19 protein-coding genes and 2 pseudogenes are annotated in these 18,502 nt (G+C 57.1%); 12 read left to right on the top strand and 9 right to left on the bottom strand.

The genetic code is table 11. The features are described 5' to 3' along the window. Positions 1-158: 158 nt before the first annotated feature. The 4 genes from nirK to FZ934_RS20165 all read left to right on the top strand — a co-directional run bounded on the left by nirK (position 159) and on the right by FZ934_RS20165 (position 3,399). The gene (gene nirK, locus FZ934_RS20180) at positions 159-1,304 is read left to right on the top strand and encodes a copper-containing nitrite reductase (RefSeq protein WP_153272710.1); all 1,146 of its coding nucleotides are present in this window, start codon (positions 159-161) and stop codon (positions 1,302-1,304) included. A 76-nt stretch (positions 1,305-1,380) separates the two neighbouring features. After that, a complete protein-coding gene (locus FZ934_RS20175) occupies positions 1,381-2,343 on the top strand; it encodes an SUMF1/EgtB/PvdO family nonheme iron enzyme (protein ID WP_153272709.1) in 963 nt (320 codons plus the stop codon). After that, positions 2,333-3,028 (top strand): Crp/Fnr family transcriptional regulator, encoded by a 696-nt coding sequence (locus FZ934_RS20170; RefSeq protein WP_153272708.1) that lies wholly within the window; start codon positions 2,333-2,335, stop codon positions 3,026-3,028. The genes FZ934_RS20175 and FZ934_RS20170 overlap by 11 nt, the downstream gene beginning before the upstream one ends. A gap of 5 nt (positions 3,029-3,033) precedes the next feature. Then, positions 3,034-3,399 (top strand): Rrf2 family transcriptional regulator, encoded by a 366-nt coding sequence (locus FZ934_RS20165; RefSeq protein ID WP_153272707.1) that lies wholly within the window; start codon positions 3,034-3,036, stop codon positions 3,397-3,399. Positions 3,400-3,888: 489 nt separating this feature from the next. Here the strand turns inward: FZ934_RS20165 and FZ934_RS20160 are convergent. Further along, positions 3,889-4,575 (bottom strand): annotated as a pseudogene (locus FZ934_RS20160) (IS256 family transposase); the annotation flags it as partial. A 127-nt stretch (positions 4,576-4,702) separates the two neighbouring features. Beyond that, the gene (locus tag FZ934_RS20155; protein ID WP_153272706.1) at positions 4,703-5,257 is read right to left on the bottom strand and encodes a hypothetical protein; all 555 of its coding nucleotides are present in this window, start codon (positions 5,255-5,257) and stop codon (positions 4,703-4,705) included. 1,292 nt (positions 5,258-6,549) lie between these two features. On the opposite strand from FZ934_RS20155, the gene FZ934_RS20150 reads away from it, so the two are divergent. Then, positions 6,550-6,903, top strand: a complete 354-nt coding sequence (locus tag FZ934_RS20150; RefSeq protein WP_153272705.1) for a YbaN family protein — start codon at positions 6,550-6,552, stop codon at positions 6,901-6,903. Positions 6,904-7,072: 169 nt separating this feature from the next. On the opposite strand, the gene FZ934_RS20145 is transcribed toward FZ934_RS20150, so the two are convergent. From FZ934_RS20145 to FZ934_RS20130, 4 genes and pseudogenes are all read right to left on the bottom strand, one after another. After that, positions 7,073-8,371: a 4Fe-4S binding protein gene (locus FZ934_RS20145; RefSeq protein WP_246737986.1), complete on the bottom strand. Its 1,299-nt coding sequence runs from the start codon at positions 8,369-8,371 to the stop codon at positions 7,073-7,075. 80 nt (positions 8,372-8,451) lie between these two features. After that, the gene (locus FZ934_RS20140) at positions 8,452-9,306 is read right to left on the bottom strand and encodes an FTR1 family iron permease (RefSeq protein WP_153272703.1); all 855 of its coding nucleotides are present in this window, start codon (positions 9,304-9,306) and stop codon (positions 8,452-8,454) included. After that, positions 9,303-9,644, bottom strand: a complete 342-nt coding sequence (locus FZ934_RS20135) for a cupredoxin domain-containing protein (RefSeq protein WP_153272702.1) — start codon at positions 9,642-9,644, stop codon at positions 9,303-9,305. Before FZ934_RS20135 ends, FZ934_RS20140 begins: the two co-directional genes overlap by 4 nt. Beyond that, positions 9,644-10,185, bottom strand: a pseudogene (locus FZ934_RS20130) (iron transporter). The gene FZ934_RS20135 and the pseudogene FZ934_RS20130 overlap by 1 nt, the downstream one beginning before the upstream one ends. A gap of 426 nt (positions 10,186-10,611) precedes the next feature. Between FZ934_RS20130 and FZ934_RS20125 the strand changes: the two are divergent. Beyond that, complete coding sequence (locus FZ934_RS20125) at positions 10,612-11,292, top strand: NnrU family protein (RefSeq protein WP_153272701.1); 681 nt, start codon at positions 10,612-10,614, stop codon at positions 11,290-11,292. Here the strand turns inward: FZ934_RS20125 and FZ934_RS20120 are convergent. Together FZ934_RS20120 and FZ934_RS20115 are read right to left on the bottom strand one after the other, a co-directional pair. Then, the gene (locus FZ934_RS20120) at positions 11,247-11,885 is read right to left on the bottom strand and encodes a UbiX family flavin prenyltransferase (RefSeq protein ID WP_153272700.1); all 639 of its coding nucleotides are present in this window, start codon (positions 11,883-11,885) and stop codon (positions 11,247-11,249) included. The two genes, FZ934_RS20125 and FZ934_RS20120, sit on opposite strands and share 46 nt — an antisense overlap. Further along, on the bottom strand, positions 11,869-13,377 hold the full coding sequence (locus tag FZ934_RS20115; protein ID WP_153272699.1) for a UbiD family decarboxylase: 1,509 nt from the start codon (positions 13,375-13,377) through the stop codon (positions 11,869-11,871). Before FZ934_RS20115 ends, FZ934_RS20120 begins: the two co-directional genes overlap by 17 nt. Between FZ934_RS20115 and ubiT the strand changes: the two genes are divergently transcribed. The 6 genes from ubiT to FZ934_RS20085 all read left to right on the top strand — a co-directional run bounded on the left by ubiT (position 13,345) and on the right by FZ934_RS20085 (position 17,222). Continuing rightward, a complete protein-coding gene (ubiT, locus tag FZ934_RS28450; protein WP_348649112.1) occupies positions 13,345-13,986 on the top strand; it encodes a ubiquinone anaerobic biosynthesis accessory factor UbiT in 642 nt (213 codons plus the stop codon). The genes FZ934_RS20115 and ubiT overlap by 33 nt on opposite strands. Further along, positions 13,977-14,954, top strand: coding sequence for a ubiquinone anaerobic biosynthesis protein UbiU (gene ubiU / locus FZ934_RS20105; protein ID WP_153272697.1), 978 nt, complete (start codon positions 13,977-13,979; stop codon positions 14,952-14,954). The genes ubiT and ubiU overlap by 10 nt, the downstream gene beginning before the upstream one ends. Positions 14,955-14,958: 4 nt before the next feature. After that, complete coding sequence (ubiV, locus tag FZ934_RS20100) at positions 14,959-15,885, top strand: ubiquinone anaerobic biosynthesis protein UbiV (protein ID WP_153273956.1); 927 nt, start codon at positions 14,959-14,961, stop codon at positions 15,883-15,885. Further along, positions 15,885-16,301, top strand: a complete 417-nt coding sequence (locus FZ934_RS20095) for a hypothetical protein (RefSeq protein ID WP_153272696.1) — start codon at positions 15,885-15,887, stop codon at positions 16,299-16,301. Before ubiV ends, FZ934_RS20095 begins: the two co-directional genes overlap by 1 nt. Before the next feature lie 326 nt (positions 16,302-16,627). Next, positions 16,628-16,807, top strand: coding sequence for a twin-arginine translocase TatA/TatE family subunit (locus FZ934_RS20090; protein ID WP_153272695.1), 180 nt, complete (start codon positions 16,628-16,630; stop codon positions 16,805-16,807). An 85-nt stretch (positions 16,808-16,892) separates the two neighbouring features. Further along, complete coding sequence (locus FZ934_RS20085) at positions 16,893-17,222, top strand: hypothetical protein (RefSeq protein ID WP_153272694.1); 330 nt, start codon at positions 16,893-16,895, stop codon at positions 17,220-17,222. Between the two features lie 16 nt (positions 17,223-17,238). On the opposite strand, the gene FZ934_RS20080 is transcribed toward FZ934_RS20085, so the two are convergent. Continuing rightward, positions 17,239-17,451, bottom strand: coding sequence for a hypothetical protein (locus FZ934_RS20080; RefSeq protein WP_153272693.1), 213 nt, complete (start codon positions 17,449-17,451; stop codon positions 17,239-17,241). Positions 17,452-18,502: the final 1,051 nt, after the last annotated feature.

Here is an 18,502-nt window from a genome sequence, read left to right as displayed (position 1 = left end):
AGCACAGGTCGTTGACATTACGCAAACAGCCTTCCGGTCACTTTGCGCTGCAGCAAACAGCAAGTTTGCTCCAACTCAAAGAGTTCCCGCCCGGTTTTACTACTCTCTTCTTCGACCGGGCGGGGTTCGCTCGCTCTTCGACTATAGGAGATAGGGAAATGAACAATACTCTTCAGATGACCCGGCGTACAATGCTGACGGGTGCGGCCGTCGCAGGTGCTCTTACGCCCATCCTGGTGGCCGGCACTGCTCACGCGGAAGATGAGCATGCCACTCCACAAGGCGGCAAGAGCGCGCCGGTCGATATTTCGAAGCTCCCTCGCGAGAAGGTCGAGCTTGTGAAACCGCCATTCGTCCACATTCATGATCAAAAGGCCAAGGGCGGCCCCAAGATCAAGGAGTTCACGCTAACCATCAAGGAACAGAAGATGGTGCTGGACAAGGAGGGAACCGAGGTCAACGCCATGACTTTTGACGGATCGGTCCCCGGCCCACTGATGGTCGTCCACCAAGACGATTACGTCGAGCTGACCCTCGTCAATCCCGAAACAAACACCATGCAGCACAACATCGACTTCCATGCTGCCACCGGCGGCCTTGGCGGCGGCGCGCTGACAGTTGTCAACCCAGGCGAAAGCACAGTACTCCGCTTTAAGGCGACGAAGGCAGGGGTTTTCGTTTATCACTGCGCACCTCCCGGAATGGTGCCATGGCACGTTACCTCGGGCATGAACGGCGCGATCATGGTACTGCCTCGTGAAGGCCTGACAGATGGCCACGGCAAGCCGATCGTGTACGACAAGGTCTACTACGTCGGCGAACAGGATTTTTATATCCCTCGCGACGAGAAGGGTAACTTCAAAAAGTACGACAGCCCCGGCGAGGCATATGCGGACACAGTCGAGGTCATGAAGAAGCTCGTCCCCACGCACATCGTCTTCAACGGTGCGGTCGGCGCCCTGACCGGGGAAAACGCAATGACCGCCAAGGTCGGCGAAACTGTGCTGATTATCCACTCGCAGGCTAACCGCGATACCCGACCCCATCTGATTGGCGGCCATGGTGAATACGTTTGGGCGACCGGGAAATTCGCAAACGTTCCAGACGTAGACCAGGAAACTTGGTTCATTCCGGGGGGAACGGCGGGTGCTGCCGTGTACACCTTCGCGCAACCCGGCATCTACGCCTACGTCAATCATAACTTGATCGAGGCATTCGAGCTCGGTGCGGCGGCCCACTTCAAGGTCACCGGCGATTGGAACGACGACCTCATGACGTCGGTCAAAGCGCCTTCGGGAGCTTAACATTCAGTGGTGCAGTGCGCGGTAATAACCGCGCACCAACCTGTTTTTGACAAGAGGCGCGCTCTGCGTTTGAGCCATGATTGGCAAGACTGGAACTGAGAAGATTTCGGGTGTTTCGATCGCCATCCCACTGGCGCTGCTCGTGGCCCTGTCGGCAGCGGTCGCGGTCGAGACAGGATCAGTCCCCTTCGAGAACGCGGCTCCGAAGCTTGAAGAGCCAGAGTCGGTTGTGGTGGCACCGAGGACGTTCGCATATCGGGACTCGGCAGAGTACTTTCGCAAGGGTCTGGCAGTGGACGCGCCTCTCACCAAAGTCGACGTCCGAACGCCTCTGCAGATCATGAAATTCCAAACAACTCGGAGCGAATACCGTCGTTGCGTGGAAGAGGGAGAATGCATCCCCGCGGACGAGCCAGAGGGTGGAGCGACGGCTGAAATGCCTCTAACGGGAGTAAGCTATGATGACGCAGTTCGCTATGCCGTCTGGCTGTCGAAGCGAACGGGGCGAACCTGGAGGTTGCCCACTGACTTCGAGCTCGCAAATGCTGCCGACGACCGCTTCCCAGACGACGCTCTGGGAGTTGCCGACGACGAGAAGAACCCGGCGGTGCGATGGCTCGCCGACTACGAACGAGAAGCACGTCGAGCCGCGTCGGTGAACCCTCGCCCTCAGCCGCAAGGCTCGTTTGGCGTCAGCAAGACCGGGCTTGTGGATTTTGGCGGAAATATTTGGGAGTGGACGTCGACGTGCAACACTCGTGTTGATCTTGATCAAGGTAAGGCTAAAGAAAAGCCGTCAAGTTTGGACTGCGGCATCTTCATTGCTTCCGGAAAGCACCGCGCGCCAATGAGCAGTTTCGTTCGCAACCCCAAAGGAGGCGGATGCTCGGTGGGGGCGCCACCGGATAATCTGGGATTCAGGCTTGTCCGTCAGCCGACGCTCATCGAAGGCGTCACGGACTTCGCAAGAAGAGCCGCGGCCGATCTTATCGCCCGGCCGAAACAGGCGCACATGGAGACAGGCACCAATGAAGGTTGATCGCGCAGTCCTGAAGTCGCTGCCGCTGTTCGAGCGCATGACTGATCCCGATCTGGATTCGATGCTCGAACACGCAACGCCTCGCAGGGTCGCTCAAGGCGACGCAGTCTTCGAACAGGGCGGAAATGCCAAGTCGTTCTTTCTGCTCATTCATGGAAGGCTTAAGGTCACGCAGGTGACCCACGACGGACAGCAAATTATCGTGCGGATGGTTCATCCTGGCGACCTCTTCGGCTTTGCGATGGCTCTGCGCCGCAATGACTACCCCGGCACCGCCCGAGCGGCGGCCGAAAGCCTGGTCATCGGCTGGCCCACGGAAATGTGGTCCCGGTTTGTCGAGCAGAACCCCCGATTGGCTATGACTGCGATGCAGACGATCGGCCAGCGTCTCGAAGAAGCCCATACTCGCATCCGCGAGATGTCTACGGAAGAGGTGGAGAAGCGCGTCGCTCATGCCGTCTTGCGCCTATCGAAGCAGGCAGGAAAGGCCGTCGAGGCGGGGATTCGGATCGACTTTCCAATATCGCGACAAGACATCGCAGAGATGACCGGTACAACCCTTCACACAGTTTCGCGCATCCTTAGCGCCTGGGAATCCAGAGGCATAGTAGAGGGTGGCCGACAGAAGCTCACCGTAACCGACCCTCCGCGCCTCTTAAAGCTTGCGGAAGGCGAACTGGACTGATTGATATGTCCGTGCTGTTGGACCTCGGAATTCGACTTTTGGTGCTCGCAGCCGCTCGAGCTCCGGACAAGGTGACAATTCGTGAGACGGCCGCGAGCTGTGCCGCCTCTCATGCCCATCTGGCGAAGGCCGCTAACCGGCTTGTCAAAGGCGGTTTCCTCTGTAGCTTAAGGGGAAGACGTGGCGGCCTGAAACTTGCATTGCCCCCCGAGGCGATCGACCTCGGCGCCGTGGTCCAGTCCTTGCTTGGTTCCCAGCCGGCGTGTCATGTTCGCGATGAGGTCCTCGTAGGCTGGCGTCGGGTACAGGACGAGGCAGCATCAGCCTATGTCCGTCATCTCGCGAAGATGACTCTTTCTGACATCCTTTGATCAGACGGAACCGTCTGCTTTCCGGATCCTTCGACGCACTCGGCACGCGATTAGGAACGTGAACTGCCCCATTCATTCCAATCTTCCAATCTGCCCGTCTCGTGTAGAGAGTTCAGGTGCTCGCGTTCCCACCGCGGTGTACCGAGGCCTGTAATTGCTTCAGCACTGCGACGTTGGATCACCCAGACCATGCCTTGAATGACGCTTCTGCTACGAGACAAGAGCCCTTTTGCCGCCTCCCAAAAACCGCGGTCGTCTAGGACACCAACCGCACCGAGGGCCGCCTCTAACCGCACTCCACGGGGTCAGTAGCTTGTTGCCAAGTAATCAAACTTTCAACGATCCAGCCGATCCGTCTCGCGTAGGACGAAGCGTAATCCCCATAAGCCGTTCCGAAGCTTCGAACTTGATATCGCGAAAGTCGAGGATCGTGTCCCATGGATTGGTGTAGCTTCGGCGGTCGCCGTGCCTTCCGGACAGAGCCGGGGATCATTTAGCTTGCGCAGGCAGTCTGATGAGCGGATCATCGCTCATCGTGGCGATTGTTTCAAGTGTCATGTAGCGGGATCGCTGAACGGCCCACTCGTCATTCTGCTCCAGCAGCAATGCGCCGACCAGCCTGACGATGGCGTCGTCGTTGGGGAAGATACCGACGACCTCAGTGCGTTGCTTGATCTCGCCGTTGAGACGTTCGATTGGATTTGTCGAATGAAGCTTTGCCCAGTGCTGCTTGGGAAAGGTCATGTAGGCGAGCACATCCCGTTCGGCACTATCCATCAGCGTGGCGAGTTTTGGCACCTTCGGCCTGATCTGGTCAGCGACATTGCGCCATTGGGTGCTTGCCGCCTCCGGGGTGTCCTGGGCGAAGGCCGTGGCGATGAAGGCGGAGACGACACGCCTTCCGCTCTTTCCCGCATGGGCCAGCGCATTGCGCATGAAGTGAACTCTGCACCTCTGCCAGGTGGCGGAGAGCACCTTCGATTCGGCGGCCTTGATGCCCTCATGCGCATCGGAAACGACGAGCTTGACGCCGCGCAGGCCCCGTCGGTTCAGCTTTCGCAGAAACTCGGTCCGGATCGCCTCGGCCTCGGAAGTGCCAATCTCCATGCCGAGCACCTGGCGCCGACCATCAGTGTTGACGCCTACGGCGATGATGACCGCGACAGAGACGATACGACGTCGGGGATCGGGTCATATGCAATCGGGACGTCTTTATTGCAGAATTTCGGAAGGTGTGGCGGCTCGTGTTTCCTCCCTATAGTGTTACAGTCGATTGCAACAGCACGGAAATCCGACACCTGTTTTACTGTTTTGGTTTGATGCATTTATCAACTTCGATGGAACTGCTGCCCCACGAGTAGACGTAATCGCCGGCGAATCCGGTTACTGGCGGTGCATCACCGACCTTCACCAGAATATTCCAGCCGCCGTCTTCCCTCTGGCGAACTACGATAGAACCGTCGCTGCAGGTAGCGACGAGTGGCAGTCTCTTGAAGCTATCCTCCTGGGCCTTCGTTTTGTTCTTTACTTCATCGACCTGTGTCGCCTTTTTCTTCGCTTCTAGCTCCGCTTCCTTCGCAGAATAGCAAAGCTGGATGGCCGCGAAGTCGAACTTCAAGTTCTCTGCTTTGCATTGCTGATAAAGCGTCTGCAGTTCCGGATGCGCGACGTTCGGAGGGCTCATGCTTTTGAGCGCCTCCCATTGAAGGCTGATGCAGGCTGATTGGCTTGGCCAATCATCGAGAAATCGCGCTTCGCACATTTTCTCGATTCCTTCGCCGACTGTTTTTCGCTCCCAAGCCAGCGTATTGCCACTGCAAAGGCAAATGGCCGTAGCCACAATCACAATCGTTTTCATCAAATGCCCCAACTACACGACTTTAGGGCGTCAAGTTTAAACCTCTTCCTGTTGAGTCGCGACTGATGCGGAGAGCGGCGGCGCCCCTATCACGCCTCTAAAATTTACCGTGGCTCCAGAAGCTAACTCCGGTCTGTCCAGAAGGCCGCTCCGGGCAACATGTGCCATTTAAGATCTTGTCAGTTTTTCTTTGTCCCTGAAATACTTCGGTTGGCGCAGTATTTCGCCATCGCGCATGACCATGAGAGTGAACGAGAGAGCAGGAAACCCGGTAAAATTGTGCAAGCTGATGCAATCGCGTTTTAGGTGATACTCAGTATGATAGTAGGCAATGGGGGACCGCGCTTGCTGTCAGATAGCGACATCGCATATTTTCGCAGCCGTATCGATGACGTACTTTGCAGCGGTCGGTCGTCCGAATGGCAGCGTAACTTCCTATCGGACCATGCGTCGGAAAATCGAACGCTATGGGACCAAGGTGCAGTTTAGCGATAAGCAAGCAGCCACCCTCAAGCGGCTAACTGTCATACAGGATGGAGACGACCTGCGCTTGATTGAGTGGACTCGTAACTATTGACCCAACAGGGAGTCGTACCGCCGGGCGCTACCACGCGAGGGCAGCCAAATTCGCTCGGCTAGGAGTGAGCGTTGACGTCTTTAGGTGTGAAGGCGGAAAGTGTCGAAGAATACTTGTTCGCCACTTGTCGGAGAGAACAGATCGTAATCTGCTGGAGCGCGCAGCGTAATTGCCTCATCCATAGTACGGAAGGTCAATCCGGGAAAGCTGCTGGCCTTCTCGTGGAAAAAAGAATTTTCGCCAATGCATCAAATAGGGCGTGGATCTTGAGCCTGCGCCGACTCTTCCGTGTCCCGATGAGAATTTTTCAGTGCAGCTTTGCCTGTTCAACCTTCCACGCTGCGACGTCGGACGCGGAAACCGCGATCCGCGAGTGTGGAGACCGACCATCTTTGAGAATCTTTGTCGTCGCTATTTCGCAAATCGCACCAATGCTTTGTTGAAGACGGGACTCGTCGGCCCGAGGCGGGTTTGAAATCTCGCAAAGCGCCTCCCTATCGACGACGACTACCCGGTGAGCGCCGTCGTGTTCCATTACCACGACGCCTTGATCGCCCGACGATTTCAGAAAGGCGGTGACGAATCTGGGCAGCATTGCAACCTCCATCAAAAGTGATGACCCACTTTTTAAACGGATCTGCGTCGTCGTCTTTGATCAGCGTCAAAGATGAGGATGCCGTGAGGTCTTAGAGTCCACGGGAGAATGGAGATTCCGATGCGCATGCTGTGGTTGACGATTGCTTGGGCCTCGATCATCATCGGCGTGGTTGGAGTGTTCCTGCCGCTGTTGCCGACGACCCCCTTCCTGCTGCTTTCTGCAGGCATTTTCGCCCGTGTGTCGCCAAGGTTTGAATCTTGGCTTGTGGCTCACCCGACGTTGGGTCCTTCGGTCAGAGCTTGGCGAGATCGTAAGGCAATAAATCAAGGCGCAAAGGTTTCCGCGGTAGTCGCGATGATATGCAGTCTATGCGTTCTCGTCTGGCTCGATCCCGGCCCGTTGGCGCTCGCCACCGTCTCCACGGCACTGAGCGCATGTGCAGCATTCGTCATCACCCGGCCATCGGCCTAAACCTGTCTCATTTTCCGAGAGAGATCATGCAAAAGCAGAAGCCCTTCGTAGTCGAAATCAAAAAGTCGCGGCGAGTTGCGCTGCGGGAGCCGGTCACGGCTCAATCGACGGGATGCAACCAGTCTGGAGTGCGAAGATCAGTCGGAAAGCTCCGGCTGCCCTGAGTGAATCAGCCTCCCAAGAACATGAATAGCCAAGTTGCTGAGAACGCGGCAACAGCCATTGCAATAGGTGCTGTCGCTATAATGCGCCGGTTGATAGACCTGCAATAGACGCTCGAAATCCTGAAAAAGAGTCCCACCGACCAAAGCCCGGCAACAACTACTAACGCTCCACGGGCAGCATCCACGCCTGGCAGATTAATCCCGTCAGACCGGAGCTGGCTTGTCGTCAGCGCGAGAAGGCCACAAAATAGCGATGAAGTTGCGAGCGGAATCATTGCCTGGGCAAGGTGATGGACAACTTTCCTCGTCCGGCGGAGGATTGTCGTGGCCGCCACGAGCGGGAGCAGGAACAGGACAGACGACGTGAATGCTCCGAGAGCAACAAACGCTAACAGACTGACGGCATCGACTACGTTCATCACGTCGTTGACCGATGGATAGTTTGTCAGCAGCCACCAAGGAAGCCGGAGCGACAACGGCCACATCAACCCCAGCTCCACACACCGCTCGACCAACCAGGTCCTCATGGCTTGGAACGCTCCGCTGGCTGTCCAGTGAAGGGCTGCGGGGACCAGCCCGAGAAGTATCGGTATGATGAGGATGGTGTCCCATCGAGCTGCCATTCGGCCGGATCCAAACACGATGTCCGCCGCCGGCTTGCGCCATGCGAGCCGGATCGCGCCGCGATGCCCGCTGCAGCGTCCACACATGTGGCAGGCCGAACTCCCCTGCATAGTCTTGATTGGGATGAGGGGCGCGCAGTTCACGCCGGCGGCCTCCGCTGGCGACGAGCGTTTCCAGGCGTCGGACTCGACCCGAAAATGCAAGGGGGCAACTTTCGACACGGTGCCGAAGACTCCGCTTACCGGGCATAGAAACCTGCACCAGACGCGTTTTGCTTTCCCATAGCGCGCGCCGACGACCATCGCCGCTAAAGTCGATCCGCCGAGTAAGAGCGCGGCTGGTTTGGGATATTGGTAGATACTTGTGAGCTGGCCATAGATAGTTGTGGAAATAAAAGCCACCACCGGCCACCCGGACCATTTCATCCAGCTTGGTATCGCCCTGCCCGCTCCCCGTTCGCTTGCGAATTCCGAAAGAGCTCCTTCAGGGCAGAGCAGCCCGCACCAGAACCTACCAACCAGAGCTGTTCCCAAGATGACAAAAGGCCACCAGACACCCCAGAACACGAACTGGACAAAGCGCGCGAGGTTGTTCCAAATGTAATCGCTGCCTCCAGGCAGCGGAAGTGCTAGCGGGACAACAAGTAGCGCAACATAGGCCGCGATCATCATCCACTGCATTCGGCGGATCCCGGACTGGTACCTTAGAAGCAAGTCACCCAGCCCGCTGACGAACCTCCCAGCAAAACTTTGCGTCGTGCTCATGCAAGAGCCTTATTAGCAAGTGGCGAAGCATATGCCAGCAACGCCGTCGTCCAATAGCCGCCCAAAGCAAGCAGGGGAAGAAGTTCAGGTCGAGCCCGGTATCCGATTAGTCCTGATATGAACGCGCCAGGCCCGGTGGCATCGTCCAGGAACCAACTCGTATCCCATAGGGGAGAAGTCATCGTCGAGATGAAATCAAGTGAAACTGCCTTGTCCAACGCGGCCATCAGCAGGCCGCTTCCCAAAGCCAAGAGTAAAATCTGGCTGAACGTCAAAACTGCCTTTTTGGAAAAGGAAGAGGCGCCAGATCGGAACGCCACCAGGGTCATGAGCGCCGCCCCCAGCCCTAGTGTGCCGGATCCGGCGACGACACCTGCGCTTCCCAAGTCCGATCCGGAAAGCATTCCAAAAAGAAAGACCACAGTCTCGGCACCTTCTCTGGCGACCGCAAGTGCGGCGAGTAGGCCGAGTGCGGCCCAGTTGCCGGTCTTCCCAAGCCCTGCGGCCCGCGATTTCATGTCACTCGAAGCATGACGTGCAGAGCTTCGCATCCAGATGACCATACGGAGCATAAGCGCGGATGCCGTCGCGGCTAGGATGAGTTGAAGAACTTCTTCGCGGTCCCCGTCGAGGAAGTCGGAAGCTTCGCCCATCAAAAAGGCAAGTCCGACGGCGGTCAGCATTCCGACCGCCGCGCCGCCGGCGATCGATCTGGCAGCCCGCCGCCGGGTCTCCACGCTCTCGTGTACTGTCCAAGCTTGTAGGATGGCGATAACGAGCAGCGCTTCGAAGGATTCGCGCCACACGACAGTGGCGATCCTGAACGATTCGAGAAGGGTTTGAGACGTCATTTTGCGATGAGCCTGGCGGGTGGCATGTCTAGGTGGAAATCGTCGAAGAATGCGTAATCGCCAGCTTGCAACGAGCGAAACACGAGAAAGCTCGACGCTCCCGGAGCAAGTACCTTTTCCTTTCGAAGAGGAATGCTCTCGAATTCAATTGGCGTCGAGCCATCGTTGTATAGCTCGATCTTGAACCGCTTATCTGCCGGGACTTCAAGGATGGATGGAGATATCACGCCGTTGCTAAAATGCACGGCGAAAACGGGGTCTTCTTCCTCAGCAACCGTCGGCGATGCCAGGCAAGCAAAAAGCAATGGCAGGACGGTCAGTGGCTTGGCTGCGCTCATCAGTAGCCCCCCTTCTTTCCAACCCCCGCGAAAACGAAGTCATAGTTGAGGGAAAACGACTCGGGCCAGGGGCAACGCCGGTTTCCTTGTCGACGTGTCGACCAAAACTCATCATGCCGTGACCACCGGGATGCACGGTGATCTCGACCGCATAGCGACCGGGACCCGACAGCTTGACATTGTCACCGTAGTGCGGCCCATCACTCGCCACCATCGGTTCAAGAGCGCCGGCCTGCTCCGCGCCGTTGTCGAGGTTTTTCACCTTGTATTCAACGTGAAGGTTGGGAACCCAGTCTCCTTCTGCAAATCCGTTCGCGTTGTCACTCGTGGCATGAATGTCGGCTTCGAGATGAACGTCGGATTCTACTGCCGGTCGCATCATTCCGGGCGGGTCCATCTCGATCGGCTGCAGGTATACCGCGGCCACCTCCATACCACCCGCCACCTGAGGCGCGCCGATTGGAAACTCTGCGGCATTAAGAACTAGCGGCATGGCAGCAAGTGCGACGGGAGCAAAGCAGAGAGAACGAATACGCAGCATGAAAGGACCCCTAAAGATGAGTTACGGCGTCATATTTAGAGACCAAGATGAGTTCGTTCTTTGCGCTGGAGCAAAGACGCGTGGCTGCCGCCGTCGTTCCAAGGCTAGGCCTATCTGCGATCGGGTATCGTCTCGGAAGCTCTTGTTGCCATGAGGCGAACTCCTTCGCCCAAACGGAAAGGCCACTGAGTTGACATCCGGCCAGCGTCGTTGAACCTGCAGCTTAGGATTCTTGGTCGTGCAAACCTCCAATATTCCCCAAGCCCCCTCCTTTGCTTAGTTGGAAACAAAATCCATATCGGGGGGCGCAAGAACAATCGCAAGCACACGACGGTTGCTGATCCATCTCATGCAGCGCGGGATGATTGACGACGATCAAACTGCATATCTGAAGATGATGCTATTTGGAGAGCCAAGGAGTCCTCAATGATCTCATTTTTCTCTGCCTTCGCAGTCTTCCTATTATTGCATTCTATACCGGCATTACCTGCGATCCGTGCGGGTATCATTGGCTGCGTTGGACGGCCGGCGTACTTCGTCGGCTATTCTGCAGTGTCCGTCGCCGCGCTCGTGTGGTTGTTTTCAGCCGCTCTGTCCCTCGACTACATACCGCTTTGGGATCTGCATCCTTGGCAGGCGGCCGTGACTTTCGTCTTGGCACCGCTGGGCGGTTTCCTTGTAATCGCAGGGCTCTTTAGTAGGAATCCACTGTCAGTTTCCATCCGTTCTTCTGAAGAAGTCGGCGCAGTCGCACGAATTACAAGACACCCTGTCTTATGGGGTTTCGCCATCTGGGCTGTCGGGCATATCGTAGCAAACGGAGATCTTCGATCCGTGTTGTTGTTCGGCGGCTTCGCCATGTTCGCTCTCGGAGCGATCCCGATGACAGAAAAGCGTGTCCGGCGACGTCTAGGCGATCGCTGGTTCGCTCTCTCTCAAAATACTGGCATCGTACCGTTCGCCGCGATGTTTGCTGGGCACCGCCTTTCGGTTGACGGGGCCATGATCGTTGCTTTCGCTGTCACTGCCGCCTTGGCTTGCTGGCTCCTGCTCGGAGGTGGTCACGCGATGCTCTTCGGTGCTGATCCCATAGCGATCTTCGGCTGAACAAAGGACGTTTCTCCGTTCCATATCCGAGACTGAGGAGGTAGCGGCAAGCCAAGGAGATCGATCGCTCGAGCAGCCAGATGGTCGATGATATCCTCGACGGACTTCGGTCGATTGTAGAAGGCGGGTACCGGTGGCATCACGATGGCGCCCATCTCGGTCACGGTCGTCATGTTCCGGAGGTGGCCCAAATGAAGAGGTGTCTCGCGTGTCAGCAGCACGAGTCGACGACGCTCCTTTAGCTGGACGTCTGCTGCGCGCGCAAGAAGATTTTCCGAAAGGCCGGTAGCGACTGCCGCGAGCGTCTTCATGGAGCATGGAGCCACGATCATCCCAGAAACGGGAAACGACCCGCTTGCGATTGCCGCCCCGATATCCTTGTCGTCATAGCAGCGGTGAGCATTGAGCAGTAGCCGCCCGTGCGCCTCCGACCCGACCTCGTGCGCCAAGGTCCGCTTCGCGGCCTCCGTCACGACGATATGCACTCTTATCCCAGCGGCCGTTAGGCGATCCACGACTGCCACGCCGAGAGAGGCGCCGGACGCGCCGCTCACTCCGACGACGACGTCGCAACCATCACCGAGCGAAAGCATGCCTCGTCCTTTCCCAAATCTCATTGGCCCGACGCGAGAGCTCTTCAGGCATTTGTAGTTCCAGTCCCCATTCACGGTCGGTCTCCTCACCGATTTTATTCGTCGCGTCGATCCCCATCTTCGTTCCTAGTCCTGTTTTGGGAGACGCAAAGTCCAGGTAGTCGATCGGTGTGTTCTCGAGAACGACAAGATCGCGCCCGGCGTCGAAGCGAGTGGAGATCGCCCATAGTACGTCGTCCCAACTGCGGACGGAGATGCCGGAATCAACGACGATCACGAGCTTTGTGTAGTTAAACTGTGGAAGCATCGACCATAGGCCCATCATCACCCTCCGAGCCTGCCCAGGATATCGTTTGTCGATCGCAACGACCGCCGCACGATAGGAGCAGGCTTCCGGCGGGAGCCAGATGTCAGTAATTTCTGGAAACTGACGTTTCGCGATCGGAACGAAGAGTTCGGTCATCGCCTCGCCGAGTACGGACGGTTCGTCCGGGGGCCTCCCCGTGTACGTGGTCAGATAGACGGGGGAGCGCCTAGTGGTGATCGCACTCAATCGAACGACCGGAAAGGATTCGACCGAGTTGTAGTAGCCCGTGTGGTCCCCGTATGGCCCCTCGGGCGCGATCTCGTCCTTCGATACGAAGCCCTCCAACACTATCTCGGCGTTCGATGGCACGCTGAGCGGGTTCGTTCTGCACCTCGTCAGTTGCGTTCTTGAACCGCGGAGCAGGCCGGAGAAGTTAAGCTCGCTCATTCCTTCTGGAAGCGGAATGACCCCCGCTAGGATCGTCGCCGGATCTACCCCGATCACAACCGCCACGGGCATGTCCATGCCCTTCTGCTGCCACTGCCGGAAGTGCTTCGCGCCCCCTCGATGCGCCAGCCAGCGAACGATGAGTGATCGCTTGTCAAGCAACTGCATACGGTAGATCCCGACGTTTATGTCGTCGGGATCATCAGGACTGCAGGTTATGACGAGCGGCCATGTGATCAGCGGCGCAGGCTCTCCGGGCCAGCACCACTGTATAGGTAGGCGACCGAGATCGATCTCGTCTGCCTGCAAGAGGACTTCCTGGCACGGCGCCCTCCTGGAATACCGCGGCCGCATCGAGGCGGCAGCCTTTAGAAGCGGCACCTTGCCCCATGCATCGGCGAGCGACTTCGGAGGGGTCGGACGCTGGAGTTCCGCAAGCTCTTCCGCAAGTCGTGGCAACCCTCCCGGTCCCAGTCCAAACCCAAGTTCGATCCGCTCTTTCGTGCCAAAAAGGTTGGCTACCACCGGGATGTTGGAGCTGACCCCGTTCGCATCGACGGGTCTCCTCAGCAGTAGCGCGGGGCCGCCTTGGTGTAAAACCTCCCTATGAAGCGCCGTCACCTCGTGCACAAGGGAAATAGGTTCTTGCACTTCGACCAGCAGTCCTCTGTCGGTCAAATCCGACAGGAAGCTTTGGAGATCGACATGGCGTCGGATGTCTTGGGTTTCTTTCAGCATCGGGCAGCAATGGCATTGCTAAACCATCGCCGTCTTTGCTCGGGAGCAAATAGCGTTACTGCGATCGCAACTAGGATGCATCATCTAATCCAAGAGGCCCCTATGCTCGCTCCATCTCGCTTGATGGCAACTGCAAGATTCGTTCCGCTACCGATCGCGGCCCAAGTCGCCAACACTGTCCTAAAACAAACTCTCCGTATCCACCCGAAGCTGTTTGATCGCCTCGGGGAATATCGAACGGCGCGCTTCGCCTTCATCCCCAACGACTTTCCGTTCTCGTTTTCGATACGGCCCGCCGATCGCGCCATGACAGTTATGAGACGCGGGAAGCTTCCCATGGCCGACGCCACAATAAGCGGGCCTCTCGTACTCATGCTCGCACTGGCGGAAGGTCGTGTCGATGGCGACGCATTGTTCTTCTCACGGAAGCTCCTGGTGACGGGGGATATGGAAGCAGTCCTCGCTCTCAGAAACGCCCTTGACGACAATGAGGTTGATCTCGTGTCCACGATCAGCAGGCTCACGGGTCCGTTCGGTGAATGGTCCGCGAAAGCGCTGGATCTCGTGCGCCGCGATGCACTCGAAAAGCAGGGCGTACCATGGAATTGATCTGCCCCGCAGGCACGCCCGCCTCATTTCGCGAAGCCGTTGATGCCGGAGCAGACGCTGTGTATTGCGGCTTTCGTGATGAGACCAACGCACGCAATTTCCCAGGTTTGAATTTCGATCTTTCCGAGTTGAAAGAGGCTATCGCATATGCACGCGCCCGAAATGTGAAGACGTTTGTGGCCCTGAACACTTTCATGACCGCCGGTAAGGAAGAGCTTTGGTATCGGCGCGCAGGAGAGGCAAGACAGGCAGGCGCGGACGCCCTCATCGTTGCGGACTTCGGGCTTATGGCTCACGTGGCAGAACAATATCCCGATCAACGGCTTCACATCTCAGTCCAGGCTTCCGCATCAAACCCGGATGCCTTGACATTCCTTGCTGAGAGCTTCGGCGCGACGCGGGTAGTCCTTCCGCGAACGCTAACGATCCAGGACATCGCAAAGATCGCCCAACGTGTGACCTGCGAGCTTGAGGTATTCGTTTTCGGTGGCCTTTGCGTCATGGCCGAAGGCCGATGCTCGCTTTCCTCCTATGCCACCGGCAAGTCTCCGAATATGAACGGCGTCTGCTCGCCCGCTAGCCACGTTCGGTACAGACAATCGGGCAATGACATGATTTCGGATCTTGGCGGCTTCACGATCAATCGATTCCAAGCGGATGAGGCAGCGGGATACCCGACGCTCTGCAAAGGACGCTTTCAGATCTCCGACAGCAAAACATATGCCTTTGAAGATCCCGTGTCTCTCGATGTGATGGACCAGCTTGACGAGCTGCGGTCGGCCGGGGTGAAGGCATTGAAGGTGGAAGGACGCCAGCGTGGGAAGGCCTATATCGCTGAAGTCGTTTCAACGCTAAGGGCGACCCTCAAAGCGGCTCCTGCCGACCGTTCTCTCCTCATGGCCCGTCTGCGGGCTCTCAGTGAAGGGCAGCAGACGACGCACGGTGCGTACGAGAAGCGCTGGAGATAGAGGCATGATGAAACCGATTCATCTCACCCTGGGTCCGCTGCTCTATCTTTGGTCGACGGAGAAATGGCGCGATTTTTACTTTCGTATGGCAGATGAGGCTCCCGTGGAGACAGTGGTCCTCGGTGAAACCATCTGCTCAAAGAGATTGCACTTCATTGAAAGCGAGATGACTGCCGTGGTCGAGCGCTTGGAACGGGCTGGCAAGACCGTGCGCCTCTCGACTCTTGCACTGGTAACGCTGGATCGCGAATCGAAATATCAGCAGGCCGTCGCTCGCGACGAGTGCCACCTTGTAGAAGCCAATGACCTTTCAGCGCTGCACCTCCTGAAGGGCCGTTCACACGCCATCGGCCCGTTTGTGAACGTCTACAACGGCGCGACGGCCCGCTTCCTTGCTCGAAACGGAGCGACCAATATCTGCCTGCCTCCTGAAATTCCGGCGACATCGGTTGCCGAGATCACTCGAGCGTGTTCCGGCCCAGAGTTCGAGCTGTTCGCATTTGGCCGCGTTCCGCTCGCCATTTCCGCGCGGTGCGCGCATGCTCGCTCAAAAGGCAAGACCAAGGACAACTGCCAGTTTGTTTGCCAAGACGAACCTGACGGCCTTCCGGTGGGCACACTTTCGGGACAGCCATTCCTTGCTCTCAACGGGGTTCAGACCGTATCGCACTCATGCCAGGCCCTTGCCGAACCGCCGGAAAACGTCAGGTCGCTCGGCGTGTCATCCCTGAGGCTCTCGCCGCAGGACTGTGACATGGCATTGGTAGCGGTGATTTTCGCTGACCTCTGTTGCGGCAAGATCTCCACGGAGGAGGCTGTCGCGTTGCTCCGGACCGCTTTCCCCCAAGCACCGCTCTCCAATGGCTTCCACCACGGCTCGGCTGGTGCGGAGTGGGTATCCAGACAAAGAAACTCGCAAGGACACTGGTGATGATGACCAAACGAAAGCATGCATTTTCCGAGGGAGGGAGAGCCCTTTCTGCGCTCCGCCAAATCAAAGCATTTACGAGAAAACCGGAACTGGATTGTGGCTGCTCCACGGTGGTCGGCGAAGTATTGGCAAGCTTGGAGCCTTCTGAACGGGCTTCGGTGGTAAGCGAGCTATTCTCTTCGGCAATACGTCAAAGAACGAAAGTTGCGACGCTTCTCGAATTACTCCGCGAATTCGATGAACTCGGTCCAGCCACCGATATTGGCGAGCTTGAAGAGGCAGCGATGATTTTCGAAGATCTAGCCGAACAGGCCAGACTGGGCTCACAGCTACTTCGCGCATTCACCTTTAACAGACGCGACCTCCGCGGTTCTCACGGGAGCCTTGCAACCTTACCGTTAGGCGCTCGAAGATGAGATACTCAAGCGCCGTCGATATTCATGTCGACATCCTTGAACTTTTCAGCTCGGGCGCCCCCCTGAGCGGCGAGATCCAGGCCACGTTGGAAGCGCATCTCATGGAAACTCGCTCGAGCTTCCAGATTCACTCGCGTTCAGCCAGCGTCCAGCTACCTCAGCAGAAGACGGTGCACGAACCGCACGCACGGTCAGAAGGCGATCTTACACTTCAAAGCGGTCGCGCGGGGGGCTGAAAGTCAATATCCTTCTGCTTTAATTGATCTGTCACAAACGTGGACGCGCGTCCTCGTTATAACGTGGGCTTCGTTCAACAGGAGATCAACATGGGAAGCCTTAGCATATGGCATTGGGTCATGGTACTTGTCGTCGTACTGATGTTCTTTGGTAAAGGAAAGCTGCCCGAGTTAATGGGCGACCTCGCACAAGGCATAAACGCGTTCAAAAAAGGCCTGCGGGACAACGAGCCCACCGACACGGACGATCACCGCATTGAGGGGCGTTGAGACGTCGCCGCGCGAACCTTCGGGTTGATGAAAGGGATGCGTTCTGCAGCAAGGGATTAATGAGTTTGCGGGGGGAGAGGATGATATGACACCAGTTGTCGTCCGAGCACGTTTCGATCGACGTGTGCAATCTGGGCACATTCTGTTTGTTCAATCTGGACGAACACGCGAAGTGATGGTATCGCGACGCGCGCTGCTTTCAGTAGCGTCGCCGCCGTTGGCTGATGAGCCGCGGCTCCTCGAATATGCCGAGACATTCTGCAGTATCGCGCTGACTCAGACGGTGCTCGACCGCAATCCAGTTGCGGAGACCTTTCTCGTTACGGCGAACGACGTCATGAACTGGCTGCGAGGATGGCGGTCCACCCGGCCGTTGGCTGTTGACGGGGCGAAACGCAGCTCTGTTCAGAATTGAAGTGGAGTGGGCTGTTTTACTCAACATCCAGAAAAAGAGATGTGGCAAGATAGCCAATGCCCATCGTACTTGCGAAAAGATAAACGAACAGCGACTGCGCGATCCAGCGCTCCAAGTTTGGCGGATACAATTGTGATAGGTTAATCGCCCAGACCACAATACCGGTCAAAGCACCCAAGGCAAAACCGATCGCTAATCGCGTCAGCATGAACCGGATAAGCGGCGGCATAAAAACCTCCATCCCAATCCGGGAAAACGGGCGAAAGTCCACCCAGTTCCCAATTTTGTGCAGATTTATGAACGTTGAAAAGGAATCCTCAACCGAGTTGCAGTAGCACCCGGCATCCATGCCATCTGTCGGACCAACGAAGCCGTCTGGCTGGAACAGGTTCCTGCACGAGCCTACTAAACTCTTCCACCCGGAGGATAAGTGGTGTCGTCCATCCTTACACCACCGACAAGGATGATCCGGCGCAGGGCGAGCGCATCGGAAGGATCGGAAAACAGACCATCTCCGATACCGGTCCCCTCCTGGCTGTTCGAACCAATGAGCAAACTGGTAGCATCATTAAAGACCGTGGTCCCATTTCATCCGGCTCAGCGTAGCTCCTCGATTGACATGTCGAACGTCGTGGAGCAGTTCCTGGAACGATCGAAGGAATAAGGATAAGCGGTCGCAAGGTGCAGCCGCGGAGCGAAACGGACACTACGCTTCGGCAGCCGCTTCTCAAAATTGATTGGATCCTCAAGAACGCCGGTCACGGGCCTCGCCTATCCATCTTGGCCAATTGCTTCGCCTTGAATCCCATGCGAGGTCCGTCCCGCCACTGATGGCTGAATCTTGGCGGTCGAATTGACTACAGACTTTCCCGGACCTTACGCGTGTCACAGTCCCACGCGTACGCTGGCCATCGCGTCAACGGATACCATGGTCGGTGTTCTAACAGGACAGGGCTCTCACCAGGCGTGGCATATTAAAGGAAGCTTGGCGTTGTCGAGACGTTAACGAATCCTTTACCAGGGGCGGCTCTACGGCTTTTGCTTCGGCCGCAGCTTCAGCAAGGATGAAGCAACGTCGTCCTTCGAATTCTTTCCGACAGCCTTTAGAACATAGACGCCTGTCTCGTCCTGAATCTCCTGCGGTCCAGACTCCCTCGCCTGTTTTAGAACGCGCACGAGATTGCCCGCAGCCGCGTCAGCGGTCCAAACTGACTTGGAAGTCATAGAGCCTCACTACTCGAATTCTTTCGGTAAGCTTTTGTAAGCCATCTGACGCCACA

The sequence above is a fragment of the Rhizobium grahamii genome, assembly GCF_009498215.1.
Taxonomy (GTDB): Bacteria; Pseudomonadota; Alphaproteobacteria; order Rhizobiales; family Rhizobiaceae; genus Rhizobium; species Rhizobium grahamii_A.
This window is presented reverse-complemented; position numbering and strand designations above follow the sequence as displayed.

What these genes read in the sequence shown, in the direction of transcription:
- FZ934_RS20140 (WP_153272703.1), bottom strand. Translation starts at nt 9,306, where the DNA reads ATGACGTCTCAAACCCTTCTCGAATCGTTCAGGATCGCCACTGTCGTG.
- FZ934_RS20090 (WP_153272695.1), top strand. Translation starts at nt 16,628, where the DNA reads ATGGGAAGCCTTAGCATATGGCATTGGGTCATGGTACTTGTCGTCGTA.
- FZ934_RS20135 (WP_153272702.1), bottom strand. Translation starts at nt 9,644, where the DNA reads ATGAGCGCAGCCAAGCCACTGACCGTCCTGCCATTGCTTTTTGCTTGC.
- FZ934_RS20150 (WP_153272705.1), top strand. Translation starts at nt 6,550, where the DNA reads ATGCGCATGCTGTGGTTGACGATTGCTTGGGCCTCGATCATCATCGGC.
- FZ934_RS20125 (WP_153272701.1), top strand. Translation starts at nt 10,612, where the DNA reads ATGATCTCATTTTTCTCTGCCTTCGCAGTCTTCCTATTATTGCATTCT.
- FZ934_RS20095 (WP_153272696.1), top strand. Translation starts at nt 15,885, where the DNA reads ATGATGACCAAACGAAAGCATGCATTTTCCGAGGGAGGGAGAGCCCTT.
- nirK (WP_153272710.1), top strand. Translation starts at nt 159, where the DNA reads ATGAACAATACTCTTCAGATGACCCGGCGTACAATGCTGACGGGTGCG.
- FZ934_RS20120 (WP_153272700.1), bottom strand. Translation starts at nt 11,885, where the DNA reads ATGCTTTCGCTCGGTGATGGTTGCGACGTCGTCGTCGGAGTGAGCGGC.
- ubiT (WP_348649112.1), top strand. Translation starts at nt 13,345, where the DNA reads ATGGCGTCGGATGTCTTGGGTTTCTTTCAGCATCGGGCAGCAATGGCA.
- FZ934_RS20155 (WP_153272706.1), bottom strand. Translation starts at nt 5,257, where the DNA reads ATGAAAACGATTGTGATTGTGGCTACGGCCATTTGCCTTTGCAGTGGC.
- ubiV (WP_153273956.1), top strand. Translation starts at nt 14,959, where the DNA reads ATGATGAAACCGATTCATCTCACCCTGGGTCCGCTGCTCTATCTTTGG.
- FZ934_RS20165 (WP_153272707.1), top strand. Translation starts at nt 3,034, where the DNA reads ATGTCCGTGCTGTTGGACCTCGGAATTCGACTTTTGGTGCTCGCAGCC.
- FZ934_RS20145 (WP_246737986.1), bottom strand. Translation starts at nt 8,371, where the DNA reads ATGCAGTGGATGATGATCGCGGCCTATGTTGCGCTACTTGTTGTCCCG.
- ubiU (WP_153272697.1), top strand. Translation starts at nt 13,977, where the DNA reads ATGGAATTGATCTGCCCCGCAGGCACGCCCGCCTCATTTCGCGAAGCC.
- FZ934_RS20175 (WP_153272709.1), top strand. Translation starts at nt 1,381, where the DNA reads ATGATTGGCAAGACTGGAACTGAGAAGATTTCGGGTGTTTCGATCGCC.
- FZ934_RS20085 (WP_153272694.1), top strand. Translation starts at nt 16,893, where the DNA reads ATGACACCAGTTGTCGTCCGAGCACGTTTCGATCGACGTGTGCAATCT.
- FZ934_RS20115 (WP_153272699.1), bottom strand. Translation starts at nt 13,377, where the DNA reads ATGCTGAAAGAAACCCAAGACATCCGACGCCATGTCGATCTCCAAAGC.
- FZ934_RS20170 (WP_153272708.1), top strand. Translation starts at nt 2,333, where the DNA reads ATGAAGGTTGATCGCGCAGTCCTGAAGTCGCTGCCGCTGTTCGAGCGC.
- FZ934_RS20080 (WP_153272693.1), bottom strand. Translation starts at nt 17,451, where the DNA reads ATGCCGCCGCTTATCCGGTTCATGCTGACGCGATTAGCGATCGGTTTT.